The sequence below is a fragment of the Actinocorallia longicatena genome, assembly GCF_039534125.1.
GTDB classification, from domain to species: Bacteria; Actinomycetota; Actinomycetes; order Streptosporangiales; family Streptosporangiaceae; genus Actinocorallia; species Actinocorallia longicatena.
Map to the genome: position 1 here is coordinate 99,686 of NZ_BAAAUV010000021.1, position 26,919 is coordinate 126,604.

At 70.9% G+C, this 26,919-nt stretch carries 24 protein-coding genes; 8 read left to right on the plus strand and 16 right to left on the minus strand.

Translation table 11 applies throughout. The features are described from left to right. Window positions 1-148 precede the first annotated feature (148 nt). A complete protein-coding gene (locus tag ABD785_RS30935) occupies window positions 149-1,057 on the minus strand; it encodes an SDR family NAD(P)-dependent oxidoreductase (RefSeq protein WP_344835412.1) in 909 nt (302 codons plus the stop codon). After that, window positions 1,054-1,710 (minus strand): TetR/AcrR family transcriptional regulator, encoded by a 657-nt coding sequence (locus ABD785_RS30940; protein WP_344835413.1) that lies wholly within the window; start codon window positions 1,708-1,710, stop codon window positions 1,054-1,056. The genes ABD785_RS30935 and ABD785_RS30940 overlap by 4 nt, the downstream gene beginning before the upstream one ends. 125 nt (window positions 1,711-1,835) lie before the next feature. On the opposite strand from ABD785_RS30940, the gene ABD785_RS30945 reads away from it, so the two are divergent. Next, window positions 1,836-3,218 (plus strand): MFS transporter, encoded by a 1,383-nt coding sequence (locus tag ABD785_RS30945; protein WP_344835415.1) that lies wholly within the window; start codon window positions 1,836-1,838, stop codon window positions 3,216-3,218. Here the strand turns inward: ABD785_RS30945 and ABD785_RS30950 are convergent. From ABD785_RS30950 to ABD785_RS30965, 4 genes are read right to left on the minus strand one after another with little or no spacing between them, the layout of a single operon-like run. Continuing rightward, on the minus strand, window positions 3,168-3,533 hold the full coding sequence (locus tag ABD785_RS30950) for a Rieske (2Fe-2S) protein (RefSeq protein ID WP_344835417.1): 366 nt from the start codon (window positions 3,531-3,533) through the stop codon (window positions 3,168-3,170). The genes ABD785_RS30945 and ABD785_RS30950 overlap by 51 nt on opposite strands. Then, window positions 3,530-5,989: a nitrite reductase large subunit NirB gene (gene nirB / locus ABD785_RS30955; protein WP_344835419.1), complete on the minus strand. Its 2,460-nt coding sequence runs from the start codon at window positions 5,987-5,989 to the stop codon at window positions 3,530-3,532. Before nirB ends, ABD785_RS30950 begins: the two co-directional genes overlap by 4 nt. A 12-nt stretch (window positions 5,990-6,001) precedes the next feature. After that, entirely contained in the window at window positions 6,002-6,349 is a 348-nt protein-coding gene (locus ABD785_RS30960; RefSeq protein WP_344835421.1) for a hypothetical protein, read from the minus strand. Window positions 6,350-6,381: 32 nt separating this feature from the next. Next, a complete protein-coding gene (locus ABD785_RS30965; RefSeq protein ID WP_344835423.1) occupies window positions 6,382-8,475 on the minus strand; it encodes a molybdopterin oxidoreductase family protein in 2,094 nt (697 codons plus the stop codon). Between the two features lie 412 nt (window positions 8,476-8,887). On the opposite strand from ABD785_RS30965, the gene nhaA reads away from it, so the two are divergent. After that, window positions 8,888-10,075: a Na+/H+ antiporter NhaA gene (nhaA, locus tag ABD785_RS30970; RefSeq protein WP_344835425.1), complete on the plus strand. Its 1,188-nt coding sequence runs from the start codon at window positions 8,888-8,890 to the stop codon at window positions 10,073-10,075. Window positions 10,076-10,146: 71 nt separating this feature from the next. Here the strand turns inward: nhaA and ABD785_RS30975 are convergent, their stop codons facing one another. After that, the gene (locus tag ABD785_RS30975; RefSeq protein WP_344835427.1) at window positions 10,147-11,418 is read right to left on the minus strand and encodes a cation:proton antiporter; all 1,272 of its coding nucleotides are present in this window, start codon (window positions 11,416-11,418) and stop codon (window positions 10,147-10,149) included. A 282-nt stretch (window positions 11,419-11,700) separates the two neighbouring features. Here ABD785_RS30975 and ABD785_RS30980 point away from each other — a divergent pair, with 282 nt between their 5' ends. Beyond that, window positions 11,701-12,513 carry an S-methyl-5'-thioadenosine phosphorylase gene (locus ABD785_RS30980; protein ID WP_344835429.1) on the plus strand — a complete coding sequence of 271 codons (813 nt, stop codon included), beginning with the start codon at window positions 11,701-11,703 and terminating at the stop codon, window positions 12,511-12,513. Here ABD785_RS30980 and ABD785_RS30985 read toward each other — a convergent pair. Together ABD785_RS30985 and ABD785_RS30990 are read right to left on the minus strand one after the other, a co-directional pair. After that, window positions 12,437-12,880 (minus strand): hypothetical protein, encoded by a 444-nt coding sequence (locus tag ABD785_RS30985; RefSeq protein ID WP_344835431.1) that lies wholly within the window; start codon window positions 12,878-12,880, stop codon window positions 12,437-12,439. The two genes, ABD785_RS30980 and ABD785_RS30985, sit on opposite strands and share 77 nt — an antisense overlap. Continuing rightward, window positions 12,880-13,995 carry a molybdopterin-dependent oxidoreductase gene (locus ABD785_RS30990; RefSeq protein ID WP_344835432.1) on the minus strand — a complete coding sequence of 372 codons (1,116 nt, stop codon included), beginning with the start codon at window positions 13,993-13,995 and terminating at the stop codon, window positions 12,880-12,882. Before ABD785_RS30990 ends, ABD785_RS30985 begins: the two co-directional genes overlap by 1 nt. Before the next feature lie 115 nt (window positions 13,996-14,110). On the opposite strand from ABD785_RS30990, the gene ABD785_RS30995 reads away from it, so the two are divergent. Next, complete coding sequence (locus ABD785_RS30995) at window positions 14,111-15,511, plus strand: glycosyltransferase 87 family protein (RefSeq protein WP_344835434.1); 1,401 nt, start codon at window positions 14,111-14,113, stop codon at window positions 15,509-15,511. On the opposite strand, the gene ABD785_RS31000 is transcribed toward ABD785_RS30995, so the two are convergent. Next, complete coding sequence (locus tag ABD785_RS31000; protein ID WP_344835436.1) at window positions 15,447-16,109, minus strand: class I SAM-dependent DNA methyltransferase; 663 nt, start codon at window positions 16,107-16,109, stop codon at window positions 15,447-15,449. The two genes, ABD785_RS30995 and ABD785_RS31000, sit on opposite strands and share 65 nt — an antisense overlap. Continuing rightward, on the minus strand, window positions 16,106-17,398 hold the full coding sequence (locus ABD785_RS31005; RefSeq protein WP_344835438.1) for a DUF2064 domain-containing protein: 1,293 nt from the start codon (window positions 17,396-17,398) through the stop codon (window positions 16,106-16,108). Before ABD785_RS31005 ends, ABD785_RS31000 begins: the two co-directional genes overlap by 4 nt. Before the next feature lie 137 nt (window positions 17,399-17,535). Between ABD785_RS31005 and ABD785_RS31010 the strand changes: the two genes are divergently transcribed. Then, complete coding sequence (locus ABD785_RS31010; RefSeq protein ID WP_344835439.1) at window positions 17,536-18,000, plus strand: ATP-binding protein; 465 nt, start codon at window positions 17,536-17,538, stop codon at window positions 17,998-18,000. 16 nt (window positions 18,001-18,016) lie between these two features. Here ABD785_RS31010 and ABD785_RS31015 read toward each other — a convergent pair whose 3' ends face one another. From ABD785_RS31015 to ABD785_RS31025, 3 genes are all read right to left on the minus strand, one after another. Then, complete coding sequence (locus ABD785_RS31015; RefSeq protein ID WP_344835440.1) at window positions 18,017-19,075, minus strand: NAD-dependent epimerase/dehydratase family protein; 1,059 nt, start codon at window positions 19,073-19,075, stop codon at window positions 18,017-18,019. 199 nt (window positions 19,076-19,274) lie between these two features. Further along, a complete protein-coding gene (locus ABD785_RS31020) occupies window positions 19,275-20,057 on the minus strand; it encodes an isocitrate lyase/PEP mutase family protein (RefSeq protein ID WP_344835442.1) in 783 nt (260 codons plus the stop codon). A gap of 29 nt (window positions 20,058-20,086) precedes the next feature. Next, complete coding sequence (locus tag ABD785_RS31025) at window positions 20,087-20,458, minus strand: hypothetical protein (protein WP_344835443.1); 372 nt, start codon at window positions 20,456-20,458, stop codon at window positions 20,087-20,089. 341 nt (window positions 20,459-20,799) lie between these two features. Between ABD785_RS31025 and ABD785_RS31030 the strand changes: the two genes are divergently transcribed. Further along, the gene (locus ABD785_RS31030; RefSeq protein WP_344835473.1) at window positions 20,800-21,222 is read left to right on the plus strand and encodes a sigma factor; all 423 of its coding nucleotides are present in this window, start codon (window positions 20,800-20,802) and stop codon (window positions 21,220-21,222) included. On the opposite strand, the gene ABD785_RS31035 is transcribed toward ABD785_RS31030, so the two are convergent. Continuing rightward, on the minus strand, window positions 21,107-21,493 hold the full coding sequence (locus ABD785_RS31035; protein WP_344835445.1) for an SgcJ/EcaC family oxidoreductase: 387 nt from the start codon (window positions 21,491-21,493) through the stop codon (window positions 21,107-21,109). The genes ABD785_RS31030 and ABD785_RS31035 overlap by 116 nt on opposite strands. A gap of 140 nt (window positions 21,494-21,633) precedes the next feature. Here ABD785_RS31035 and ABD785_RS31040 point away from each other — a divergent pair, with 140 nt between their 5' ends. Then, entirely contained in the window at window positions 21,634-22,611 is a 978-nt protein-coding gene (locus ABD785_RS31040) for a sigma-70 family RNA polymerase sigma factor (RefSeq protein ID WP_344835447.1), read from the plus strand. Window positions 22,612-22,742: 131 nt separating this feature from the next. On the opposite strand, the gene ABD785_RS31045 is transcribed toward ABD785_RS31040, so the two are convergent. Beyond that, window positions 22,743-23,534 carry an LOG family protein gene (locus ABD785_RS31045; protein WP_344835449.1) on the minus strand — a complete coding sequence of 264 codons (792 nt, stop codon included), beginning with the start codon at window positions 23,532-23,534 and terminating at the stop codon, window positions 22,743-22,745. 111 nt (window positions 23,535-23,645) lie between these two features. Between ABD785_RS31045 and ABD785_RS31050 the strand changes: the two genes are divergently transcribed. After that, window positions 23,646-26,915 carry an NACHT domain-containing protein gene (locus ABD785_RS31050; protein ID WP_344835450.1) on the plus strand — a complete coding sequence of 1,090 codons (3,270 nt, stop codon included), beginning with the start codon at window positions 23,646-23,648 and terminating at the stop codon, window positions 26,913-26,915. The last annotated feature ends 4 nt before the right edge of the window (window positions 26,916-26,919 follow it).

A 26,919-nucleotide genomic window follows, 5' to 3' on the forward strand; every position in this document is an offset into this window, starting at 1 on the left:
TCTCCCCCATGCGGCCCCGAAACGGCGCCTCATGGTCCCGAAGATGCCCAGCGCGGAATACTTACCTCAAAGATAGAAAACCCAGCCCGCAATTTCCACGGGCCGAAACCTCGATAATTGACAATTAATTACAAAAGCCATCAAGCGGTCATCCGGCGAGGCCGGTGAGGGCGGCGCTGGTCACCCACAGCTCGGCGGCCTTGGCCCGGTCGTAGGACTCCTCGGACGAGCGCCGTTCACGCGTCCCCTCGAAGTACCGTCCGGTCGTGGCCGCCAGGGCGGGATCGGTGACGAGCCGGGCCAGCGCCCGGCCCGAGGTGCGCCGGCTGTGGATGTTCAGCGGCAGGAGGGTCAGCGCGGGGAGGAGATGGTTCCAGGCGAACCGCTGGACGGCGCCGTAGTCCCTCGCCAGGCCCGAGCCGGGCATCATGCCGGGGTCGAAGGCGTTGACCGTGACGCCCTCGCCGCAGCGCCGGGCCAGCTCGTAGGCGGTCAGCACGTTGCAGAGCTTGGACGTGGTGTAGCGGCGGCGTCCGTGCAGCGGGCCCGGCCCGGTCTCGGCCGGGCGGGCGAGATCGTGGGCGTCGGCGTAGACGGGTGCGGGCATGCCCGTCCGGCGGCGCGGGTCGTGGGTGTCGCTGGCCACGAAGATGATCCGGCCGGGCCTGGCCAGTGCGGGGAGCATCAGGCGGGCCAGCAGGAGGTGCGCCAGGTGGTTGACCGCGAAGGTCTCCTCCAGGCCGTCGCCGGTGTAGCGGATCTCGTTCACGCACTGCACTCCGGCGTTGCAGACCAGGGCCTCCACCGGCGGGAGCGGCCGTTCCGGCAGGTCGCGGGCGAACCGCCGGACGTCGTCGAGGGAGGCCAGGTCGAGTGCGAGCGGGACGACCGTCCCGCCCGTCTCGCCGGACAGCCGCCGGGCGGCCTCAGCGGTGCGGGCGGCGTTCCGGCCCGCGAGCCCGACGCACCAGGCGGGATCCGCGGCGACCGCCCGCGCCGTCTCGTAGCCGAGCCCCTGGCCGCCGCCGGTGATGATCACTGAGCGGTGCGCGGTCATTCCGGACCCTCCTTCCGGCCGGGCTCGGCGGCCCTGGCGATCACGATCGGGGCGAGCGCGAGCAGTGCCGTGCCCAGGTCGGCGAACATCCGCCGGACGTCCGCCTCGCCGGGTTCGAGCTGCAGGGCGAAGAAGCAGCCGTCGGAGAAGGCCACGGCGAACCGGGCGAGCTCCTCCGCCGCCGATGCCACGACCTCCGGCGGATGATCGGCCGCCAGGACCCGGGCGACACCGTCCCGGAACCGCTCGAACGCGGTGCTCCGCACCTGCCGGACGAGCTCGGCCGCGGCCTCGTCGCCGTCCAGCGCGAGCATGTAGAACAGCCGCAGGAACAGCGGATGCCCGGCCAGCGCGTCGGCCCCCGCCGCCAGGAGCGCCGTGACGCGTTCCCCCGGCTCGCCGGCCAGATCGTCCCAGGACGGCATCCCGGCGAACCACCGCCGCGCCCCCCGCTCCATGACCGCGGCGAGCAATCCTTTCTTGCTGCCGAAATGCCAGTAGACCGACGGTGGCGGCAGCCCCGAATCCCGGCAGATCGCCGAGATCGACGTCGCCGCGTATCCCCGCGTGGCCATCAACCGCTCGGCGACGTCGAGGATCGCCCCTCGCGATCCGGCGTCCCGTTCCTGACCCTGTATCCGCACATCGGGCATGATCGCTACTATAGTGAACGCTACATACATGGTCCAGGCCCGCCGGGATCCCGGTACGGGTGACGGCAATAGAGAATTGACAACCTGGAAACAACCTCCACACCGCCGCCACGTAGCTTCCGCTCATGGCGGCTCTGGAACGACGGCGGGACGGGCGGCGGGGACGGTGGATCGAGCACTGGGATCCCGACGACGAGCAGTTCTGGGCGACGACCGGGAGAAAGGTCGCCCGGCGCAACCTGGTGTGGTCGATCGTGACCGAGCATCTGGGCTTCTGTGTCTGGCTGTTGTGGAGCATCGCGGTCATCAACCTCGACACGGTCGGGGTCGCACTGAGCGTGAACGAGAAACTGTGGCTGACGACCCTGCCGAATCTGGTGGGAGCGGCACTGCGCATTCCGTACACGTTCGGGCCCGCCCGGTTCGGCGGACGGAACTTCACGATCATCAGTGCGGGATTGCTGTTCATCCCGTGCGGGCTGTTCGTCTATGCGATCGAGAATCCGTCGATACCGTTCTGGGCGTTGCTCCTGATCGCCGCGACGACGGGTCTCGGCGGGGGCAACTTCGCGTCGTCGATGTCGAACATCACGCACTTCTATCCGACGGCCAGGCAGGGTCTGCCGTTGGGCCTGAACGCGGCCGGCGGGAACGTGGGGGTGAGCGTCACCCAGGTGACGATGCCGCCGTTGATCGTGGCGTTCGGCCTGGTCGCGGTCGGCTGGGTGTGGATGCCCCTGATCCTGGTGGCGGCCGCCGGGACGTACCTGTTCATGAACAACCTGATGCACGCGACCTCGGCGTACACCGTCCGTGAGATGGCGGGGATCTCGCGGAAACCCCACACGATCGTCATGTCGGTGCTCTATGTCGGCACGTTCGGCTCGTTCATCGGCTACTCCTTCTCCTTCGGGATTCTGATCAAGAACCAGTTCCCCGACATCAAGGCCGTCGACTTCATCTGGCTCGGCGCGCTCGTCGGCTCGGCGGCGCGGCCGGTCGGCGGCTGGCTCGCCGACCGGCTCGGCGGGGCGCGGGTGACGTTCTGGACGTTCCTCGCGATGGGGTCCGGCATCATCGCGGTGTGGTCGGCGGTCGAGGCCCGGCGGTGGCCCTATTTCCTCGCCGCGTTCCTCTGGGTGTTCGCCACCACCGGGATCGGCAACGGGTCGGCTTACAAGATGATCCCCGCGGTCTTCCGGACGAAGGCCCTGGACGGCGTGGACGGGGATGACCCCGCCGCGGTGGCGGCGGCCCTGGCCGCCGCCCGGCGGAAGGCGGCGGCGGCGATCGGCATCACCTCGGCGATCGGCGCGTTCGGCGGGGTGCTGATCCAGCAGACGTTCCGGATCTCGCTGGAGCAGACCGCCTCGATCAGCGCCGCCCTGATCGTCCTGGCGGTCTTCTACGGCCTCTGCACCGCCCTCACCTGGGTCGTCTACCTGCGCAGGAGGCCGTCACCGCGGGTCGGCGAGCCGCTGCGGAGCCTCGCCGACGCCGGGGTCTGAAACCCGGAGGGTGATGACGAGGTTCCCGTCCGGGTCCGTGCGGGCGTCGTAGGTTCGGAGCGGGGGCAGGCCGGTGAGGGAGCAGCCGGTGGCGAGGTCGAAGGTGTGCTGGTGCAGCGGGCAGATCACGACGCTGCCGTCGATCTGCCCGTCGGCGATCGGGCCACCGGCGTGGGTGCACACGGCCGAGACCGCGCGCAGGCCGCCGTCGCGCAGCCGGAACACCGCCACCTGCTGTCCGTCCACGACGTAGGCGCGGCCCTCGCCGACGGGGATGTCGTCGGCCCGGCCGAGGGCGAGTGTGGTCTCGGTCATCGTGTCGGCACCTTGGGGAGGGCGATCAGGGGCAGGGAGGGACGGAACTGTCCGGGAGTCACGGGTTCCCGGCGTTCCTTCCACGGGTCCTGGTAGGAGTCCACGGAGGCCTGGACGGCTGCGTCCAGGGCCGCGGCCAGGCCGTCGGAGTCGTCGACCACCACGGCCCGGATCCGGTCGACGCCGACCCTGGGGACGAAGGCGTAGGTGCGTTCCAGCCAGTTGGCGTTCTCGCGGTAGTACTGGAGGAAGCGCCCGGTCAGGGCGATGACTTCCGCCGCGCTGTCCACGGTGGCGAGCAGGTCGCCCTTGCGCACGTGCGCACCGGCAGCCCCGCCCACGTAGATCTCCCAGCGGCCGCCCTCGACGGCGACCACGCCGAGGTCCTTGACATAGGCCTCGGCGCAGTTGCGCGGGCAGCCGGTGACCGCGAGCTTCATCTTCGCCGGTCCCTCCAGGCCCTGGAAACGCGTCTCGAGCGCGATGCCCAGGGCGGTGGAGTCGCCGAGGCCGTACCGGCAGAACTCCAGGCCGACACAGGTCTTGACCGTTCTGAAGCTCTTGCCGTAGGCGTGCCCGGAGGGCATGTCGAGGTCGGCCCAGACCTCGGGCAGATCCTCCTTGCGGATGCCGAGCAGGTCGATGCGCTGGCCACCGGTGACCTTGAGCAGCGGAACCCGGTACTTGTCGGCGACGTCGGCGATGCGGCGGAGCTGGTCGGGTGTGGTGCAGCCGCCCTTCATCTGGGGGACGACGGAGAAGGTGCCGTCCTTCTGGATGTTGGCGTGGACCCGGTCGTTGATGAACCGGGCGTCGCGTTCGTCGACGTAGTCGTCCGCCCACATCATGCGCAGCAGGGACGCCAGGCCCATCTTGCTCTTGGCGTCCTCTTCCCCGCCGGTGGCGAGGGCGGCGAAGACCGATGAGACCGATCTCAGGCCACGGGCGCGGATCTCGGCCATGAGCTCGGGCTTGGCGAACGGGATGCCGGGCACGTACCAGTCGGCCGAGGGGTCGGCCTCGGCGTCGCCTCCGGTCGCCCACTCGACGATCTGGGTGACCAGGGACTTGCAGGAGCCGCAGCCCTTGCCCGCCCTGGTCGCGTTCATGACGCCGTTCACCGACCGGGTGCCCGCCTGGACCGAGGCGACCAGGTCCGCCTTGCTGACGCCGTTGCAGTTGCACACCTGGGCGTCGTCGGACAGTTCCGCGGCACTGGTCTCGGTGGCGGGCCCGCCCAGGTCGAACAGGAGCCGGATGCGTTCCTCGGGCAGCGGCAGCCCCCGGTCGAAGGCCTGCATCAGGAAGGCGACCTTGGCGGTGTCCCCGAGCAACGTCGCGCCGATGAGCCGGCCGTCCCGGACCACGACGCTCTTGTAGGTGCCGCGCCCGGGTTCGGAGAACACGACGAACTCGTCGTCGTCGCGCTCCGGGGCCATGACGCCCATCGACGCCACGTTCACGCCCGCCACCTTGAGCTTCGTGGCGATCCGCGAACCGTGGTAGGCGGCGGCGGGGTCGGTCCCGGTGATGTGGTCGGCGAGGACCTTGGCCTGCTCCCACAGCGGGGCGACCACTCCGTACACCTGGCCGCGGTGCTGGGCGCACTCGCCGACCGCGTAGATGTCGCGCTCCTCCTCCACCCGCATCTGGTCGTCGACGACGATGCCGCGTTCGACGGTCAGGCCGCTGGCCCTGGCCATCTCGGTGTTCGGCCGGATCCCCGCCGCCACGACGACCACGTCGCACGGCAGGACGCGCCCGTCGGCGAGGCCGACCCCGGTGACCCGGTCGGCGCCGTGCACGGCCGTGGTCATGGCCTCGAGCTCGATAGTGATGCCGAGCTTCTCGACGCTGCGCCGCAGGACCGCGCCCGCTTGCGCGTCGAGCTGCTGGTTCATCAGATGGGACGCCGCGTGCACCAGCGTGATCTCCAGGCCGTGGGCCTGGAGCCCGCGGGCGGCCTCCAGGCCCAGCAGGCCGCCGCCGATCACGACCGCCCGGCGGTGACCGCGCGCGTACCGGAGCATGTTGCGGGTGTCGTCCAGGGTCCGGAAGGCGAACACTCCCTGGTGGAAGCCCCGGTCGGCATTGCGCATGCCCGCGATGTCGGGGACGAACGCGTAGCTGCCCGTCGCGACGATCAGCTTGTCGTACCGGGTGACGGTGCGGTCCTCGGCGTAGACCTTCCGGGCGAACCGGTTGATCCGGTTGACGCGGGTGCCGGTGTGCAGGGTGATGCCCTTGTCGGCGTACCAGGGCAGGCTGTTCAGGAAGATCTCGGACTCGTCGTCGGCGCCGGACAGGACGTTCGACAGCATGATCCGGTTGTAGTTGCCGTACGGCTCGTCCCCGAACATCGTGATCTCGAACTTCTCGGCGCCGCCACGGGCGAGGATCTCCTCGACCGTCCGCGCGCCGGCCATGCCGTTCCCGATGACCACCAGACGCTGCATGCCGCGTTCCCCTCAGACCTCGACCATGCCGAGATCGACGATCGCCGACCCGGTCGCACCGTCCGGGGCCGCCACGAAGAGCTCGATCGTGGTTCCGGCCTCCAGGTCCTCGATCACCCTCAGCGAGACGTGCACTCCGGCCTTGGCTCCGACGGGGAAGTACCGCATCGGCGCACCGTCCTTCATCAGGACGATGCAGATCAGCTCCTCGGAGCTGTTGCCGCCGCGCAGGTACACCGGCTGGGCCACCGACCCGTCGGGGACCACGTAACTCAGCTCGGAGGCCAGCAGGTGCGGGGCGTCGAGGCCCTTGCCTGTGAACGGAAAGACCCCCTGCAGGAACCGGGCCGTCGAGTCCATCGATGTCCTTTCTTGGCACTGTGGATGAGCGGTCAGCTGGGACTGATCCTGGTGATGGCGAGTGCGCAGGCCTTGAAGGCGGGCATCCGCGAGCGCGGATCGAGGGCGCGGCCGGTGAGGGCGTTCGCACTCGACGCGCCGCCCCAGTGGAAGGGCGCGAACACGGTGTCGGGCCTGATCGCGTCGGTCAGCCGTGCGGCGAACACGGCCTTGCCCCGGCGGGTGCGCAGCTCGACCCGGTCGCCCTCTCCGATGCCGTGCTCCCTGGCCAGGTCGGGATGCATCTCGGCCCCCGGTAGGGCGTCGCCGTCGCCGTCACCGAGCGAGGCGATCCTGCGGGTCTGGTTGCCGCTCTGGTACTGCCGCATGAGCCGTCCGGTGGTCAGGACGTAGGGGAACTCGGGATCGGGCTGCTCCGCGGCCTCCCGGAACTCGACCCGGACGAACCTGGCCCGGCCGTCCGGGGTGGGGAACCGGTCGGTGAACAGGCGGGGTGTTCCCTGTTCCCCCTCGGCTGCGGGCCAGAAGACGCCGTCCTCGGCCTCGATCCGCGCGTAGCCGATGCCGGAGTAGTCGGCGGCACCGCCGGCGCTCGCCCGCCGCAGCTCCTCGAACACCTCCTGCGGGTCGGAGCTGAAGAACCCGCCCCGGCCCAGGCGCGTCGCCAGGTCGGTGATGATCTGAAGGTCGTCGCGGACCCCGGCCGGCGGCGCGAGCGCGCGCCTGCGCCGGATGACCCGGCCTTCGAGGTTGGTCATGGTGCCCTCCTCCTCGGCCCACTGGGCCGTGGGGAAGACCACGTCGGCCTCGCCCGCGGTCTCCGACAGGAACATGTCCGACACCGCGAGGAAATCGAGAGCCCGCAGCCGCGAGATCACATGGTCGCGGTCGGGCGCCGAGACCACGACGTTGGAGGCGAACACCAGCAGGGTGCGCACGCCACCGTCGGTGCCCAGCGCGCTCAGCATCTCGTAGGCCGACGGGCCCGCCCCCGGCAGCTCTCCGGGGTCGATCCCCCAGACCCCCGCGACGTGAGCGCGGGCCTCCGGGTCGTCGATCCTGCGGTACCCCGGCAGCTGGTCGGCCTTCTGACCGTGCTCCCTGCCGCCCTGACCATTGCCCTGGCCGGTGATCGTGCCGTACCCGCTGTGCTCACGGCCGGGCAGTCCGAACGCCAGCGCCAGGTTGATGAACGCCTGCGCGGTGTCGGTGCCGTCGCTGTGCTGCTCGGCCCCGCGCGCGGTGAGGATCATCGCGGTCGCGGCCGAGCCGAGGATCTCGACCGCACGCTCCAGCGCGCCGACGGGGACACCGGTGATGCGCTCGACCCGGTCCGGCCAGTAGGCGGAGATCCCCGCCTTCACCTCCTCGAAGCCCGACGTGCGGGTGGCGACGTAGGCTTCGTCGACGTGACCGGCGCGCAGCGCCAGGTAGAGCAGGCCGTTGGCCAGCGCGAGATCCGTCCCGGGCAACGGCTGCAGATGCACGTCAGCGGCTCTCGCCGTCGCCGATGCCCTCGGATCGACCACGATGAGCCGGCCGCCGCGCTCTTTGAGCTCGTCGAGATGGCGCATCGCCGGAGGCATGGTGTCGGCGAGGTTGCTGCCGGCCAGGAGCAGCGCCCGGGTGCCCGCCACGTCCGCCAGGGGGAAGGGCAGACCCCGGTCCACACCGAAGGCCACGTTGGCCGCGGTCGCCGCCGACGACATGCAGAAGCGCCCGTTGTAATCGATCGAAGCCGACCGCAGCGCGACCCGGGCGAACTTCCCCAGAAGATAGGACTTCTCATTGGTCAGCCCGCCGCCGCCGAAACAGCCGACGCTGTCGCGTCCGAACCGAGCCTGGCTCCGCGAGGTCGCCGACACCGTGCGGTCCAGTGCCTCATCCCAGCCCGCGGCGCGCAGTGGGCTACGACGGTCGCCATCGACCGTCCTGACCAGCGGGCCGAGCAGCCGGTCGGGATGATCCAGCAATTCGGCGGCGGTCCATCCCTTCACGCAGAGACCACCGCGATTGGTCGGAAAATCAGTGGGAGAAAGGGAAATCGCATCCCCTTCGACCGTCAATGAAATTCCGCACTGCAAGGAACAATACGGGCAATGAGTTCTCGCTGAGTCCCGCCCCACACAGAGAGACTCATCCTGGCGAATTACGCCGGAACACGAACCGTGTGACCGATTCGTTAAACAGTCCTCACCCGGACCTCCCGGAGAACTCTTGTTCCGCGATCCCGATGACGGCCTGCTGGGCGCTCTCTTCGATGCCCTCCATAATGGCCTGCTCGTGAGCGTTCACGACGCACCGAATGGCCTCCTCCGGGTCTCGTCCGTGAGATGAAGCGGATCAGGGCCGCGTTCTCGGCCCCCTGGTCGCGGCGGCCGGCCGGGAACGCGGTGTGGACGGCGTCCCGAACCCTGACAGGCGTCGCAACGGGGCCGCTGGATAAGCTGGGGGCAATGCGTGCCTGAGGGTGGCGCGGGGTGTGCCGGGAAGTCTGGTCGGCGATTGTTCTGGTGTCCGCTGATCAAGGAGTGTTCCGTGAACCCCGCCGATGCGTCGTCTTCCGCTGAGTCCTCGACGCGGGTGGGGGCGTTGGCGGAGTTCTTGCGTCAGGAGGCGACGGGCGGGAAGTTGCTGCTGGTCGCGACCGTGGTGGCGTTGGTGTGGGCGAATGTGCTGCCGGATCTGTATTCCGGGGTGTGGGACGCGCGGTTCGGTCCGTCGGGCTTTCATCTGGATCTGTCGGTGGCGGGGTGGGTGTCGGACGGTCTGCTGGCGGTGTTCTTCTTCGTCGCCGGTATGGAGGTCAAGCGGGAGCTGACCATCGGGGAGCTGTCGGGGTTGCGGGCGGGTGCGTTGCCGTTCCTGGCGGCGGCGGGCGGGATGCTGGTGCCCGCGCTGGTCGCTCTGGCGGTGTCGCGGGGTGCGGCCGCTGAGGGCGGGGCATGGGCGATTCCGACGGCCACCGATATCGCGTTCGCGCTCGGGGTGCTGGCGGTGGTGGGCGGCTCGTTGCCGTCGGGCGCGCGGGTGCTGCTGCTGTCGTTGGCGGTGATCGACGATCTGGGTGCGATCGCGTTGATCGCGCTGCTGTTCACGCATGGGCTGGCGTGGGGCTGGCTGGCCGCGGGTCTCGCGTTGTGCGGGGTGTACTGGCTGGCGCAGCGTGCTCGGCGTGCTCCGTGGTGGCTGGTGATGCCGTTGGCGGTGGCGGCATGGGTGTGCGTGCATTCCAGCGGGATCCACGCGACGGTGACCGGGGTTCTGCTGGGGCTGCTGACCCCGGTGGTCGCGAGGCGGGGCGAACAGCAGTCGCCGGCGGAGCGGCTGGAGCACCGGTTGCATCAGCTGTCGGCGGGGTTGATCGTGCCGTTGTTCGCGTTGTCGGCGGCGGGGATCTCCTTGTCGGGGTTCGGGGAGGCCGTTGGTGATCCCCTGGCTCAGGGGGTGTTCGCCGGGCTGTTGCTCGGCAAGGTGATCGGGATCTTCGGTGGTGCGTGGCTGGCGGTCCGGCTGCGGCTCGCCGTTCTTCCGGAGGGCCTCACCTGGCCCGACGTGCTGCCGATCGCGGTCCTCGGCGGGATCGGTTACACGGTCAGTCTCCTGGTCACCGAGCTTTCCACCGACGGCAGGACCGGTGAAGCGGCCGCGACCGCCGTCCTGGCGGCCTCACTCCTGGCCTCGCTGCTGGCCCTGCTCCTCCTGCGTCTCCGCGCCCGTCGCTGAACTGACGCTCCTGGTGACCGGCGGCGTCGATCTTGCGGCCGGATTCGGGATGTCCCAGCAGGTCATCGGTTTCACGCCGGTGGCGTTCGGCACGTCCCTCTCGCCTGGGCGCTGTCGCCCTCCTTCGCCGGGACGGTGCGGGCGAGGCGGCCGCGCACCCTGCCGTACCAGGCGGGAACCTCGTGTTCGTCGTCGAACCAGCGGGCCACCACGATGTCGGTCGAGGAATGCGCCAGGATCGACAGCACGATCGTGACCGCCACCAGCGCGAAGATGTCCTGCGCGTGGAGGATGCCCGATTCCAGGACGAGCAGCCCGTAGACCACGGACGCGAACCCCTTGGGCCCGAACCACATGACCGCCGCCTGCTCCCGGCCCGACAAGCCCGACCGCAGGAATGAGATCCAGACCGCGACCGGACGCGCCACCAGCAGCGCGAGGATCGCGAACGCCCAGCCCGTCCAGCCGATCCCACCCAGCATGGCCGGGGTGATGAGGGCTCCGAACACCAGCAGCGCCGCGAGCTTGAGGATCTCGGCGACCAGCTCACCGAAATGCTCGAACGACTCCCGCTGCCGCTCCCCGAACGTCGCCACCGTGATCCCCGCCGCGAACGCCGCGAGGAACAGATTGCCGTGCGTGGCCTTCCCCAACGCCAGGACGAGCAGGCCGATCGCGACGGCGTTCAGCGGCTCGTACTGGGTCGAGGCGGAGAAGAGGCGGGTGCGTTCCAGCATGAGCGCCGCCCACGGCACCGCCACCCCGATCACGATCCCGACCAGCAGCTCCGTGCCCAGCTCACCCAGATGCAGATCATCCGACCCCGCGGCGACGGCCAGGAACAGCACCACGAACGGCAGCGCCAGGCCGTCGTTCACCCCCGACTCCACGTTCAGCAGCTGCCGCAACCTCGGCGGCACCCGGTCGTTTCCCACCAGCGCGGCCGCGAACACCGGATCCGTCGGCGCCAGAATCGCACCGATCAGCAGCGACTCCACCCACCCCAGACCGACCAGATAGTGAGCCGCCAGCGCGGTGATGCCCAGCGTGAGCGGCAGACCCCAGCCCAGCGCCCGGCCCGGCAGCCGCCACGCCCCCCGCAGCTCCGCCCACCCGACCCGCATGCCATCGGTGAACAGCACCGCGAACAGCGCCAGCTCGGCCAGCCCCGAAACGAGCTCGTCGCCCGCCCGCACCTCGAGCAGACCGCTCACACCGTCGCCGAGGACGAACCCGGCGACCAGGAACACCACCGCCGTCGACAGAACGGTCCGATGAGCCAGGCTGGACAACAACACAGCCAGCAGAAGAACAGCCGCGAACGCGACCAGCAACGTCGTCACTTGGGGCCTTTCGGGAACGCCTGAATCGGACCTTGCCGACCAGACTTCCCGGCGCACCAGCACGGACGATATCCGCCCAACACCATCCAGCGCCAGCCCGCGGCCCGTGAACCGGAGCGGGACCTCGCTCCGGCGCGTTCGAGCTCGTCTCAGCTCAACGCCCCGCGAGGTCACGCTGCCCGTCGCGACGTTCGGGACTCGTAAGGTTCGGTGGCCTGGTCGGGCGGGGTGCCGGTCCTAGTGTCGCTGGGAGGAATCGAGGCTTGATCGGGAGGAGCCGGAATGGTCGAGATCGCTGTCATCGGGGGGTCCGGGCTTTATTCGCTGCTGGACGAGGTGAAGGAGGAGGTCGTCGTGGCGACGCCCTACGGGGCGCCGAGCGACACGGTCGTCCTGGGCGAGGCCGGCGGGCGGGAGGTGGCCTTCCTTCCTCGGCACGGCCGGGGTCATCGGGTGCCGCCGCACCGGATCAACTACCGGGCCAATCTGTGGGCGCTGCGGTCGCTGGGAGTGACCCAGGTCCTCGCGCCGGGTGCGGTGGGCGGGCTGCGCGCCGAGTACGGGCCGGGGACCTTGCTGGTGCCGGACCAGATGGTGGACCGGACGTCCGGCCGGGTGCAGACCTTCTACGACGGAGAGCCGCTGCCCGACGGGTCGGTTCCGCCGGTCGCGCACGTGTCGATGGCCGATCCCTACTGCCCGGCGGGGCGGGAGGCCGCCCTGTCGGCCGCGCGTGAGTGCGGGTGGGAGCCGGTGGACGGCGGAGCCCTGGTCGTGATCGAGGGACCGCGGTTCTCGACCCGGGCGGAGTCGCAGTGGTTCGCCGCCAACGGCTGGTCGGTGGTGGGGATGACCGGGCATCCGGAGGCTGTTCTCGCCCGTGAGCTGGCGCTCTGCTACACCCCGGTCAGTCTGGTCACCGATCTGGACGCCGGTGTCGCCCGTGGCGAGGGGGTGACGCAGGCGGAGGTGTTCGAGGCCTTCGGCCGGAACGTCGACCGCCTGCGGTCGGTGCTGTTCAACGCCGTGGAGCGCCTGCCTTCGGTGCGGGAGTGCGTCTGTTCGCACGCGCTCGACGGGCTCGAAGGCGTCTGAACGTCCAGGCCGCTCCGGTGCCCAGTGCGACGCAGGCGAGCAGGATCAGCAGGTTGCGCTGGTAGTGCAGCGGGAGCAGGGTCGGGTTGCCCTGGTCGTCGTCCTCACGCAGGACGGCGGGCAGGGCGACCACGGTCAGCGAGGCCGCGATGATGAGTCCGCCCCTCAGCACGGGGCCGCGGACCGCGAAGGCTCCTACCAGGCAGACCAGCGGCAGCCACAGGCCGTCGTGGATCACCACTCCGGAGCCCGCCCAGATCGCGATGTCCAGCGGATCCCCGATATAGGGGTCGTCCAGCAGCCCGTAGAGGCCGTAGCCGATCACTGCCACGCCGGCGAGCGCCATCAGCGTCCGGTAGGTCCTCATCACAGCGCCTCCACCTTGGCGACCCACTTCGTCTGCAGGACCCCGGGACGGTTCGGCGCGATGATCCGCACCGGATATCCGTGGTCGGGGGCGAGGATCTCGCCGTTCACCCGGAGCGCGAGCAGGGTCAGCTCGTCCCGCGCGTAGGTCGAGGCCATCTCGGTCACCCGGTAGGGCCCCTCCCGCTGCAACGAGGTGATCCGGACCGTGGCGTCCGGTGGCGCTCCGACCCGGTCGAGGAGGTCGCGCAGCCGTACCCCGGTCCAGGTGGCGGAAGCGCTCCATCCTTCGACGCAGGCGATCGGCAGTTCCGCGGTGTGCTGTGGCATCGCCCCCAGCTCCGCCAGCGTCAGCTCCACCGGACGGGGCCCGCCGACCGACAACCGCCAGTCCGCAGGGACCGCGGCGACGCCCGCCTGCGCGGCGGTCCGGTTGACCGGCAGCCCCTGCGGCCCCAGGTCGGGACGGCGCGGGCCGAGCAGGTCGGCCCGGCGCAGCCATGGCACGGTCTGCCCCGCGGTCGTCAACGTGACCAGGCCGACGGAGGCGGTGACGGCGGCGAGAAAGCCCCTCCGTCCCGCCACTGGAGCGGCGGCCCGACGGCTCCGGTGCTCGGCGATCAGCGGGGCCTTCGCGCTCAGATGGAGCAGGAGTCCGCCGAGGGCGAGCCAGGCGGTCCAGTAGTGCGTCTGCCTGAACGGGAACGGCCACGGGTACCACTGGACGGTGTTGAGCAGTCCGGTGAACACCTCCAGCAGCACGGCGGCCACGAGCAATGCGATGCCGGCCCGCTCCAGAAGGTGCAGAACACCCTGGACGGGCGGCCACTCGAAGAGCTTCGGGTAGACGGTCCAGAGCTTCGCTCCCAGCAGCGGGATCATCGCGATGCCGCTGATGACGTGCAGTCCCTGGGTGATCCGGTAACCGTTCACCGGACGGCTCGGCAGCGGCCCGCCCCATTCCTGCATGACGTGGCTGAGCAGGCCGGTGGCGAAGCAGACCACCAGCGCCGCGCCCAGCCACCGTCCGATGACCACGGCCGTGCGCGGCTCGTGCAACCGGGACGGAAAAGCGCCTTCCCGCAGCGGGCCCCGTCGGAGCCTCTCGATGTCCATGCTCGCCATCCGACCACCGGACGGCGCGGCTGAGACGTATCGCCGTGCTTACGGAACGCGAACATCTGACCTTGAGAGTGAACTTTTCGGCGAGGACGCTGACAACCTTGGGCCCGTGAGCACCTCGACCCGACACCGCGTCGTCCTCGGCCTGTGCCTGGCCGCGCTGGCCGCCCTGACCTGGGCGCTGGTCTGCACCTTCACCCGGGGCGGGAACCTGCACCAGAACGGCCGGCTGCTGCTGTGGTATCCCGTCGACGCGGCGCTGTTCGCCGTGGCGGTGTCGACGCTGCGGTTCGTCCGGCCCGCGCTCGTCCCCGTACTCGTCCTCACCGGGACGGTGGCCGTGCTGGCCACGGGCCTGCTGAAGCCACCGCTCACCAGCGACGACTCCTACCGCTATCTGTGGGACGGACGGGTTCAAGCGGCCGGGATCTCTCCGTACGCCCACCCGCCGGACGCTCCGGCCCTGGCCGGGCTGCGCGCGAAGGCACCGGAACTGTTCCCGGTGGGCACCGACTGCAAGGGCTGGGACGTCCGCAGGGCGGAGGCCGGCTTCTGCAGCCACGTCAACCGGCCCGCCGTGCCGACCATCTACCCGCCCGTCGCGGAAGGCTACTTCGCCGCCCTCTACGGCCTCGGCGGAAAGCACGGCGTGCGAGCGGCCCAGGCCGGTGGCGCGCTGCTGGCCTTCGGGCTGTGCGGGCTGCTCCTGTGGCTCCTTCCTCCCGGGCGGCGATGGCAGGCCTCCCTGTGGGGCTGGTTCCCGGGGGTCGTGGTGTGGGCGGTGAACGACGCGCATGTCGACACCCTCGGTGTGCTCCTCGTGGTCGCGGGACTCGCCGCGACGGCCCGCGGCAGGCTGGTGGGCGGCGGGGCTCTGCTCGGCGCGGCCATCGCCACCAAGCTGATCCCCGCGCTGGCCGTCCCGGGGGCGATGTCCGGGCTGCTGGCGCGGCGTCCGCAGGCCCGGGATCTGATCGTGCCGGTCACGGCCGTCGCCGTGTGCGCGCTGTCGTATGTCCCCTACGTGCTCGCCTCGGGGACCGGGGTGCTCGGGTACCTGCCCGGCTATCTGAAGGAGGAGGGCTACGATTCCGACACGCCGCAGCGCTTCGCCCTGCTACGCCTCCTGGTACCGGAGAGCCTCGCCCCCGTCGCCGCGGTCGTCGTGATCGGTCTCGCCGTGCTTTCCGTGCTGCGCTTCGGCGATCCGCAGAGGCCCTGGCGCGGCGCGCTGCTGGTGTTCGGCACCGCACTGCTGGCCCTCACCCCCGCCTATCCCTGGTACGGGCTGCTCGTCGTGGGCCTCGTCGCCCTGGACGGCCGCTGGGAGTGGCTCGGCGTGCCGATGGCGGGGGCGGCGGTGTACCTGAAGGGCGGGGATGCGCAGACCCGTGCCTATGGTCTGGCGCTGGCCGTGATCGTGGCAGGCGGGGCCGTCCGGATCCTCAGTGCCCGGCGCGCAACGCGACGAAGCTGCGACCCCGCTCGTCCCAGCGTTCTCGCAGGGTGAATCCCGCCTGACCCGCATGGCGGGCGGCGGCGGCCGCTCCGAGCCTCGCCCACTCGAACGGGACGCCCTGACGTCCCTGCACGTCCTCCACCCGGACCATGATCCGTTCGTCCAGGTCGGCGGGCTCGACCTCGACGAGCAGCAGACCTCCGGGCGCCAGCAGCCGGGCGACCCTGGCGAACAGCCGGGCCGGGTCACCGCCGATACCGAGGTTGCCGTCGGCCAGCAGAACCGTCCGCCAGCGGCCCTCGCCGGGCAGCGGTGCGAACACCGACCGGCACACCGCCGCCGCGCCCAGTCCGCGGGTGCGGCGCACCGACGCCTCCGCCAGGTCCACCCCGAGCGCGGGAACACCGCGGTCCAGCAGCTCGGCGACCAGACGTCCGGGACCGCAGCCCACGTCCAGTACCGGGCCGGCGCAGCGCCGCAGCATTCTCCGATCGGCGGCGTCCGCCGGACCGCACCAGCGCTCCACCTCCAGTGGATGCCGCCGGCCGTCTTCTTCGCGCAACCACAGGGGACCCCGGCCCGCCCTGATGGCGGCTCCGAACGGGTCGTCGCTGCCCGTCCACGCCGCCGCCTCGGCGACCTCGGTCACGGCGCGACGCCGAGGGAGGCGTTCCAGCAGGCGGCGAACCGGCTGCCGGGGATCAGCGACGCCACCCGCGCCGCGTCGGGGGCCGTGTCGACGTCGGTGAGTTCCGGCAGGTGGTGCACGCGCAGGCCCGCTCGCTCCATCCGGTCGAGGAGCACCTGCCCGGTGTGCTCGGTCGACATCGGCACTCCGGGCAGCAGCCGCCGTCCGAGCTCTGGGCGAGCGAAGCCGACGGCCCAGAACCCGCCGTCCTCGGCGGGGCCGAACCAGGCGTCCGTCCCCGGCCGGACCGAGGCCGACAGCGGAGCCGCCACCAGCTCCCCGGTGAGCTGCGGAGTGTCCATGCCGACGAGGAACGCGGGAACCCCAGGCGGCGCGTGCCCGAAAGCAGCGGCGATCCGCTCGTCCAGGCCGCCGTCGACCTGAGGGACGACTTCCCATCCGGCGGGCAGCCAGGGGCCGGGCCGCCCGTCCAGGACGAGGATCCGCCCACTCGCCGGAACGGTGCTCAGAGTCGTCAGCGTGTCGGCCAGGGCGGCCTCGGCGAGGGCCGCGGCCTGCTCGGGCGAGCAGGCCGGGGTCAGCCTGGTCTTGACCCTGCCGGGCACGGGTTCCTTGGCGATGACGAGCAGGGTCGCCGGTGGCGCTGCCAGGACGGCCCGCATGTCGGCGACGGCCTGCCTGACCCCGCGCAGAGTCCCGGTGACCTTGGACCGGCCCGTGCGCGGCCGGTAGTCCACCTCGGTCTCGGCGATCCGAAGACCGGCGGCGGCCGCCGACAGCACCATCTCCAGCGGGTAACCCGACCGCCGGTCACCGAGCCCGAGCGCCAGCAGCCGATCCCGCGGGGCCGCCCGCATCGGCCCCAGATCGTGCAGCGGCACACCGGTCTTCGACCGGAGCCTTCGCGCCAACTCCAGATTGGCCAGCCGGGCGTGCAGCGGCCACGCCCCGAGCGTGGTGGGCCTGCGCCGGGCCAGGACGAGATCGGCCCGGCCGGCCAGGACCGGCTCCACCACCCGGGGCAGCTGCACCGGGTCGAGGGAACCGTCGCAGTCCAGGAAGCAGACGATCTCGGCTGTCGCGGCGGTGAGTCCCGCGTGACAGGCGGCTCCGAAGCCACGTCTCGGTTCCCGCACGACCAGTGCCCCGAGCGACTCGGCCAGCTCGGCCGATCCGTCGCTGGAGCCGTTGTCCACCACGATCGCCCGCCAGCCGTCCGGGATCCGGCTCAGGACCCACGGCAGGGCCTCGGCCTCATCCAGACAGGGCAGCACCACGTCGACGCTCATACCTCTCACGGTAGTGAGATGATCACCAAGCGGGTCCGCAGAACTTCTTACGGAGTTCCTACGTCGGCCTGTCGGCCCGAACCAAACCGTCGCATCCTTCCTATCCTCGGGAAACGTCGATCGTGAAGGAGGACGAGTTGACGGACCTGGTGTCGCTGGCGATCGTCGGCACGGGCGTCACCGGCCTCCTCGGCTGGGCGCTGATCCGGCTGTTCGGCCGACGGTCGGAGGCGGTGACCCTTTTCGCGCTCTCGGCCGTCACCGTGGCGGCCATGACGGCGGGCACGCTCACGGTCACCAGCGCGATGTACCTGTCGGGACACGACCTGCTCGTCGTCATGATCGTGCTCATCTCCGGAGCCGGCGTGTCCCTCCTGACCGCCTGGACGCTCAGCCGGCAGGTCGCAGCCGCCAAACGGCGGGCCCTGGCCCGCGAGACGGCCCGCCGCGAACTGATCGCCTGGGTCTCCGCAGATCTGCGCGTCCCCCTCAGCAGCCTGCGGCGGACCCTGGACGGCCTGGCCGACGGCCACCCGCTCCGCTCCGACCTCGACCGCCTCGCCGCCCTGGCCGACGACCTCGTGGAGATCTCCCTCTCCTAGCTCTGTGAAACAGGCCCTAGACCTCGCCGCGCAGCGGCTCCTTCGCGAACGCCCTCATCCCGTCGGCGAAGGACACCCCGGAACGCCAGCCCAGCGCGGACCGGAGCCGGGAGGAGTCCGCCGTGATGTGCCTGACGTCGCCCAGCCGGTACTCACCGGTCACCACAGGCTGCGGCCCGCCGAAGGCCTCGGCCAGAGCAGTGGCCATCTCCCCCACGGTGTGGACGTCACCGCTGCCCACGTTGTAGGCCTCCACCGACCCCTCGGCTCGGCCACCGACGGCCAGGACCGCCGCCAGGTTGGCGCCGGCCACGTCGTCCACATGGACGAAGTCCCGCCGCTGACCGCCGTCCTCGAAGACCCTCGGTGCCTCCCCTCGTGCCAGCGCCGACCGGAACAGCGATGCCACCCCTGCATACGGCGTGTCCTTCGGCATCCCCGGCCCGTACACGTTGTGGTAGCGCAGCACGATCGCCCGGCCACCGGACGCCCTCGCCCACGCCGTCGTCAGATGCTCCTGGGCGACCTTGCTCGCCGCGTACACGTTCCGGGGATCGAGCCTGGCGTCCTCACCGACCAGACCCGGCTCCAGCCGCCGACCGCAGACCGGGCAGGGCGGCTCGAACACCCCCGCGTCCAGATCGGCCCGACGCCTGGCTCCCGGGGCGACGTCCCCGTGGTCGGCGCACCGGTACCGGCCCTCGCCGTAGACCACCATCGACCCCGCCAGGACCAGCGCGTCAACGCCTTTCCTGGCCATGGCCGACAGCAGGACCGCCGTGCCGAGGTCGTTGCAGCCCACATAGTCCGGCGCGTCGTCCAGGTCCACGCCCAGACCGACCATCGCCGCCTGGTGGCAGACCACGTCCACCCCGTCGAGCACCGACTCGACCACGTTTGCGTCCCGGACGTCGCCCCGCACGAACTCGACGCCATCGGGCGTCTGCGGTCCGCCCTGCGGATGCACCGCGGGCAGCAACGCGTCCAGCACCCTGACCCGATGCCCGGACCCGGACAGCCCCGCCACCACCGCGGTCCCGACGAACCCCGCACCACCCGTCACCAGAAGATTCATCCCGCGACCGTAGACCGCTGCCACGCCTCCCGGCGGCCGCCGCCCCCGGCCGTCAGAGGATCGTAAGCGGATTCGACCCTCTACCGCGTCCCCGCCGAACACGGACTTCCCGGCCGGCCCCCACCGGTGCCGGCTGCGCTCGTCCGCCGGTGCCCTACCGCGACCGCCCCGGCGGATCCTCGTCTGACCGGTACACGGGTCACCGCGCTCTCAGCGACCTCTCTCCGCCTTCCGCGCCCGCGTGCAGCAACGTGGCGGCCAGATCGTCGAACGCGGCGAGAGCTGTGGAGAACCCCCGGGGCCCGATGGAGATGCGGCTGACGCCGGCCGCGGCCAGTCCGGCGACGGTCGTCGGCCCGCCGATGTTCGCGTTGACGGGCGCCTCCAGCCGCTCCACGAGGTCTCGGACGACCAGGGGGTCCACCAGGCGCAGCGGGTAGACGCAGTCGGCTCCGGCGTCGAGGTAACGGCGTGCGCGCTCGATGACCTCAGGTGTGGCGGCGGAGCCGTCGTGAAGATAGGCGTCGATACGGGCGTTGATCACGATGTCGGCCCCTGCTCGCACGCCGGCGGATCGAATCGCTGCGAGCCGTGCGGCCACGGTTCCGGGATCGAGCAGGCTTCCGGGGCGCGAGTGATCGGAGTCCTCGATGTTGCACCCCACGACCCCGGCCGCGAGGAGACGGTCGACGAGTTCGGCCGGATCGAGGCCGTAACCGTCGAGCAGATCAGCGGTCACGGGCACGTCGACCGCGTTCGTGATCCGTTCGAGTGCTTCGAACAGCGGACGGACGGGAGCGGACGGATCATCCGGCAGTCCGAGCGAGGCCGCCATCGCCACGCTGGAGGTGCCCACGGCCCGGCCTCCGGCCGCCACGGCACGCTCCGCGCTGGCGACGTCCCAGGCGTTGACGAGCATCAGCGGATCTCCGGGCACGTGCATCGAACGCAGGTGGGCGGCGGCTGCCGCGAGGTCGGTCATCGTGAACTCCTTGGTGATCGGAATGAGATTCATCGGTACCCGGTGGTGCTCAGCCGTTCCCGCTCCCCTGGCCCGTCGGGATCCGCTACCGGGGTCGGCGGGTCGGTCCCGCGCCGTGCGGGGATGAACAGCGCGGCGAGCGCGCCCGCAGCCGGCAAGCCGGCGCCGAGGCCGAGTGCGGGTCCGAAGCCGTCGACGAACGTCTGTGGTGAGCCGTATCCGCCCAGGGCGGTGAACAGCGGGGCGAGCGCGGCGATCCCGAGCACACCGCCGAACTGCCGCAAGGTGCTGAAGACGCCGGACGCCCTGCCGATCTGCTGCGGCGGCACCGCGTTGATGACCGAGGTCTGCGCGGCGGGCATCACCATGCTGACCCCGACGCCCGCCACGAACATCAGCATCAGGAGCGCCCGCCGATCAGCGCCGCCAGTGTCACCGCCCCGGTCATCAGCAGCACCGGCGACGCCACCGACGTGAGGGCCGGCACCCCTCCTCTGGTTCTGCTCTCCGAGTTCATCGTTCCTCCGACAGAGGGTGAGTCCACATCGGTACAGACCCCCGCCCGGCCGAAAACTCATCGGCATCCGGCGATGAGTTCCGGGCCGTCGAGCCGCCGGTACACCGAGGGACATTCCCGGTCCGAACAGGGAGCTGAGAAATGACGGCCACGGACGAGATCGGCGCGGAGTTCACCCGCCGGACCGAGCCTTTCCGCGACGAACTGCCGGCCTGCTGCTACCGGATGCTCGGAGCGCTGCACGACGCCGAGGACCTGGTCCAGGAGGTCCATCTGCGAGCCTGGCGCTCCTGGGCCGCCTTCGAGGGACCGTCCTCCGCCGGCGACGCACCGGCGGAGGACCCGAGGCGACCTGGCTGCGGCCCTTCCCCGACCGGCCGCCCGCCGCGCCACCCGACGACCCCGCGGCGATCGTCGCCGCACGGGCGGGCATCCGGCCGGCCTTCGTCGCCGCGCTGCAGCATCTGCCACCGCGCCGCCGATAGGTCAGAACGGCCACCCCCGAGGAGCGTCCGGCCCTCTCGGCTGCCGGTCAGGCGGGGCAGTTATGGTAGGCGGCCAGGAGCCAACGCCCGTCCCGGCGGGCGAGGGTCCAGGTGGCCATCACCCAGCGGCCGTCGGGGGCCTCGGCCTCCCCGGCCATCATGACCGCGCTCCTGGTGACGACGATCGCCGCGTCGGCACCGAGATGGCGGACGCTCTGCACCTCGTCCCGGACCCGGCTGCCCTTGAGCGGACCGGCGAAGGCCGCCGCCATGCGGTCGCGCGTCGCGGCGGGGCCGACACAGTACGAGCCGGGCAGGATCGAGGTCGCGTCCTGGGTGTAGCCGGCCACGAAGGCTTCGGCGTCGTTGTCCGTCCAGGCCTGGTAGAGGCCGTCGAGCACGGCGAGGACCTCGCGGTCCCGGGTGTCGGTCATGGTCTTTCCCTTCGTCGGTGTGCTGCCTTCACCGGTACATACCTGGCGTCCCCTCGCGGCTCATCGCCTGCGCGGCGATGAATTCGGGGCCGCCCGCCGGTATGTACGGGCGGCGCGACGGTACGTATGAAGGAGACAGGGTGACGACATCGACATCGGTCAGCGAGGACTTCGCTCTCCGGACCGGTCCGTTCCGGCGGGAGCTGCTGGCGCACTGCTACCGGATGCTCGGCTCGGTGCACGACGCCGAGGACCTGCTGCAGGAGACCTTGCTGCGCGCCTGGCGGGCCTACGGCCGGTACGACCCGAGCCGCGCGACCCTGCGCACCTGGCTCTACCGGATCGCCACCAACGCCTGCCTGACCGCGCTCGAGCAGCGCAGCCGCCGCCCGCTGCCGTCCGGGCTCGGCACTCCGCCGGGCGACGACCCCGACCAGCCCCTGGTCCGGGGCGAGGAGGTGCCGTGGCTCCAGCCCTTCCCCGACGCGATGCTCGGCGACCCGGCGGACGTCCTGGCCTCGCGTGGCTCGCTGCGGCTGGCTTTCGTCGCGGCCCTGCAGCACCTGCCTGCCCGGCAGCGCGCCGTGCTCATCCTGCGCGAGGTGCTCGGCTGGCCCGCCGCCGACGTGACCACGACGCTGGACATGACGACCGCCGCGGTGAACAGCGCCCTCCAGCGGGCCAGGGCCCGGCTCGGCGAGGCCGGGCTGGACGAGGACCAGATCGACGAGCCCGCCGACCCCGGACGCCGCACCCAGATCGACCGCTACGTCGCCGCCTTCGAGAACGCCGACCTGACGGCTCTGGCGAAGCTGCTCACCGACGACTGCGTCCTGGAGATGCCCCCCTTCCTCAACTGGTACTCCGGCCGTGACCAGTACGTCCGGTTCATCGCCCGTGTCTTCACGCTTCGGGGCACGGCGTGGCGCCTGGTCCCGGCCCGCGCGAACGGCCAGCCCGCGCTGGCCGCCTACACCCGTGCCGCGGACGGCGCCTACGACCTGCACTCCCTTCAGGTCCTCACCGTCACCGAGCGGGGCCTCGCCCGTAACACGACCTTCCAGGACCCGGAGGTGTTCCTGTCCTTCGGCCTCCCCGCGAGGATCACCGGCGCGTGAGGCCCGGTGCCCGCACCGGCTCGACACGCTCGCCGCCAAGGCGCCCGGGTGTTCCACTGCCGGAACGGCCTGATCAAAGCCTCCAGGCGAACCGGGGCGATTCAGCCGCCTGCCCGGAAGATCGGAGCGGATCAGGTGCCGGCGGCCTCGGCGGCGGACTGCTGGACGTCGTGTTCGAGCTGCTCGCGGGCGGCGGTCTCGTGGGCCTCGCGGATGTGGGCGATCGCCTCGTCCGGGTCGTCGGTGAGGAAGAGGAGGTCGGGGTCCTGGGCGGAGATCAGGCCCTCGGCGAGGAGGGTGCCCTTGATCCAGTCGATGAGGGGCTGCCAGAACGAGACGCCCATCAGGACGATCGGGAACTTGGTGATCTTCGTGGTCTGGACGAGCGTGACCGCCTCGAAGAGCTCGTCAAGAGTTCCGAAGCCCCCCGGCAGCACCACGAAGGCCTGCGAGTACTTGACGAACATCGTCTTGCGGACGAAGAAGTAGCGGAACTCCATGCCCATGTCGAGGTAGGGGTTCATGGACTGCTCGAAGGGGAGCTCGATGCCGAGGCCGATGGACAGGCCCTCGGGGTCGGCGCCCTTGTTGCCGGCCTCCATGATGCCGGGGCCGCCGCCGGTGATGACGGCGTAACCGGCCTGCGCGAGCTTGCGTCCGACCTCCACGCCCAGCTCGTAGTAGGGCGTCCCGGGCTTGATCCGGGCCGAGCCGAACACGCAGGCGGCCCGTCCGAGCTCCGCCAGCAGCCCGAACCCCTCCACGAACTCCGCCTGGATCCGCATGACCCGCCACGGATCCTTGTGCAGCCACTCCGCGGACCCCCGCTCGTCGAGCAACCTCTGGTCGTGCGTCTCCGTCGGCAGCGCCCGGCCCCGCAGCGTCGCGGCTCCCCGCCGGTGCGTGCGCATCTCGTCTTCCATGCCGATCACCGTAACCCGAGGGACCGCGCGGACGTCCGGAAAAGCCGTGTCCAGATCTCAACTCGGTCACTCCCGGCCCTTTTCACCCTCTCCGCGGGTATTCCGAGGGCCATGACCCGGTTGCGCAAGGCCTCCATGATCGTCACCACGGCGGGGCTGGCGGTCGCCGTGGGCGTCGCCACCAACCAGGTCCTCAACGGCGACGTTCTCAGCTGGACCTGGGCCTATGTCGCCTTCGGCCTCGCCGTCATCGCCGCCGTCGTGGCGTCGGTCGCGACGGAGCCGGAGAGCACCCGTGACCGTCCGGTCCGGTTCGCCCGGCGGGCCTACCTGCGGCAGCTCCACGAGGTCGTGCGCTTCGTCGACACCGTCGGGATCGCCACGTCCAGTGAGTTCACTCCCCTCATGCGCCACGTCTACGTTGACGTCGCCCTGCGGCGGCGGCCCGTTCAGGACGCGGCCCACGCGGAGTTCGTCGGCAGGGAGCAGGGAACCGTCGAACGCCGGAAGCTGGAGTCGTTCTTCGGCGAGGGACGGGTTCTGGCGGTGCTCGGAGGGCCCGGCTCGGGGAAGACGACCATGGTCCGGCACACCGCGCTCTCGCTCTGCTCCGGGCGGGGGCGTCTGCCGATCCTGGTCTACCTCCGCGACCACGCCGCGCTGATCCTCGGTGACGAGCCCGCCGAACTGGAGGACGTCGCGGTCGCCGCGGCCTGGCTCGACGGCCGTGTCCCCGCGGCATGGGTGCGGGGCGAACTCGACCACGGCCGCTGCGTGGTCCTCCTGGACGGCCTCGACGAGGTGTCCGACGAGGCGGGACGGAAGCGCGTCAGCCGGTGGGTGAACCGGCAGATCCAGCGGTATCCGGGCAACGACTTCGTGCTCACCTCGCGCCCGCACGGCTACCAGGCCAACCCGGTACCGGCCGCGGAGGTCCTCCAGGTGCAGCGGTTCACCGGCGAGCAGATCTCCGAGTTCCTGCGGTACTGGTATTACGAGATGAAGAGCCGCGGCCTCAATGAGAGGGGGCCTTCCGTCCGGGCCGTCTCCGACCGGGAAGCCGCCGATCTTCTCGACCGGATCCGTGCCCAGTCCTCGCTCTACGACCTGGCGTCCAACCCGCTGCTCCTCACGATGATCGCGAACGTCCACCGGTACCGGGGCAAGCTTCCGGGCAGCCGTGCCGAGCTCTACGCCGAGATGTGCGACGTCCTCATCCACCGCCGTCAGGAGGCCAAGGACCTCACCGACGCCACGGGCCTGCGCGGCTCGCAGAAGGTCCGCGTCATCCGGCATCTCGCGCTGCACATGATGCGCGGCGAACTCAAATCGATCACCTTCGGTGCCGCCCGCAGCGCCGTTCGCCAGCGGCTCCGCCAGGTCTCGGCCGACGTCACTCCCGAGGTCTTCCTCGACGAGATCCGCAAGAGCGGCCTGCTCGTCGAGCGCGAGTACGGCCACTACGCCTTCGCCCACCTGACGCTCCAGGAGTACCTGGCCGCCGCCCAGATCCGCGAGCAGCCCGGCCCCCACCTCCGCCACCTCGTCGGCAACGTGAACGACCCCTGGTGGCGCGAGACCACGCTGCTCTGGGCGGCCGACAGCGACGCCACCCCCGTCATCGAGGCCTGCCTGTCCGCCGACACCGTCCGCGCCCTGGCCCTCGCCTTCGACTGCGCCGACGAGAGCTCCGAGATCGATCCCCACGTCCGCGATCACCTCAACGCGATCCTCGCCCAGACCGATTCCGTCTCGGACGAGCGGCGCCGCCTCGTCCTGGGGGTTCACGCCACCCGCGCGCTCAAGGACGTGATCACCCTCGGCAACGGCACGACCATCTGCACGGCGCCGGTGAGCGTCCACCTCTATGACCTGTTCCGCACGGACGTACTCAGACACTCCGGCCTCCGGATGCGGGAGCTCCCCTCATCCGGCGGGGCGGTGGTCGGTGCGGCGCCTCAGGAACGCGCACGATTCCTCGACTGGCTGAACCGGTTGTCCGACGACGAGCGGTTCGGCCTGCCGAGCACGGACGATCTGAGTGATCCGGACGCCGCTTCCATCACCGCGCTGTGCGAGCACCCTGTCTGGACCAGGGAGGGGCTATGGACCAAATCCAGCGTGGACTGGCCCTTCGAAGAGCCCGCGGCCTGGCCCGCGGTCTTCTCCGCCGCCCTGTTCACGGAGACGGTGACCGAACTCCAGCTCGGCGTCCGTGCCGTGGCGGCGCCGAGCCGTCACGGCGTCGCCATGATCGTCCTTGCGGTCCTGGAGGACGCCGACCACGCCCATCCCTGGAGCCGGGCCCGGAACGCGCTCACCACGCTCAGCCTCTGCTCCGCCGCCATGGAGGCGCTCCACCACACGCGAAGCATCCATGCCCGTGCAGGAGCCGCCTACGGCTATCAGATCGAGGCCATCCAGCAGGCCATCGACCTGATCTCCGATCGCCTCGATCCGGGCCCTGAGCTGGACGCGGCCGCCACGCTCCTGAGCAGGTTCACCGCCCCCACGGCCGCACGCTCCGATCCGGAGACTCTGGCGGAAGCCGCCGCCCTCGAGCCGTCGCTGGTCGGCCTCGCCTCCGAAGCCCTGCGCGAGCTCGACGGTCCGGAGTCGCCGCCCCTGGTCACCTCCCAGGCCCGGGGCCACGACGCCGAATCACTCGCCGGACTCATGAGGGCACGCTACTTCGCCTTCATCGAGGCGTTCACCGGCAGGCACCTGCCGATCCTCTCGGAATTCGGGACGCCTCATCCGACGAACCGTCCGGCGGCCCATTCTCTGCTGGCCTCCTTCGGGTTCCGCGACGATGACTGGCTGGAGCCCTACCCGGAGAGCGTGGAGCCGGTCGCGATCGTCCAGAAGCGAGGACGGTCGCTCCAGCACCACTACCGTCTCAACACCCGCGGACCTCTCCCCGGTCCTCTGGTCGCCGCCCACTTCGTCCTGGTGGAGGCTTGGGACGTCTCCGGGCCCGGTCGCGCCGAGCGAAAGCTACCGGGGCCCGCCTATGAGGGTTTTCTCAGAACCCGCCCTTCCTCGTCGCCTTTCCGCACCGTCGTGCGGGTTCCCGCCGATCCGCTCCTGGAGCTCGATCTCCTCGCCGGCGCGGAGGACGGTCGAACACACTTCTGGCAGGTGCTCACGGAGTTCCGCGAGCGCACCAGGGCCGATCTCGCATGGGCCCTGAACGACGCGTGGGAGGCGCCCCAGAAAGATCGCCAGGCGAGGATCCTGTCCTCGGCCTGTGTGGAGCTGCTGGCCATGGCCGAGATGTTCGATGTGCCGATGCTCGCGGCCGTCGCTCATTCACTCGGGTTGCACCGGCAGGACTCGGGGCGGGTTCCCAACGAGGTCATCATGCTGGTGCGGGGCTGAAATA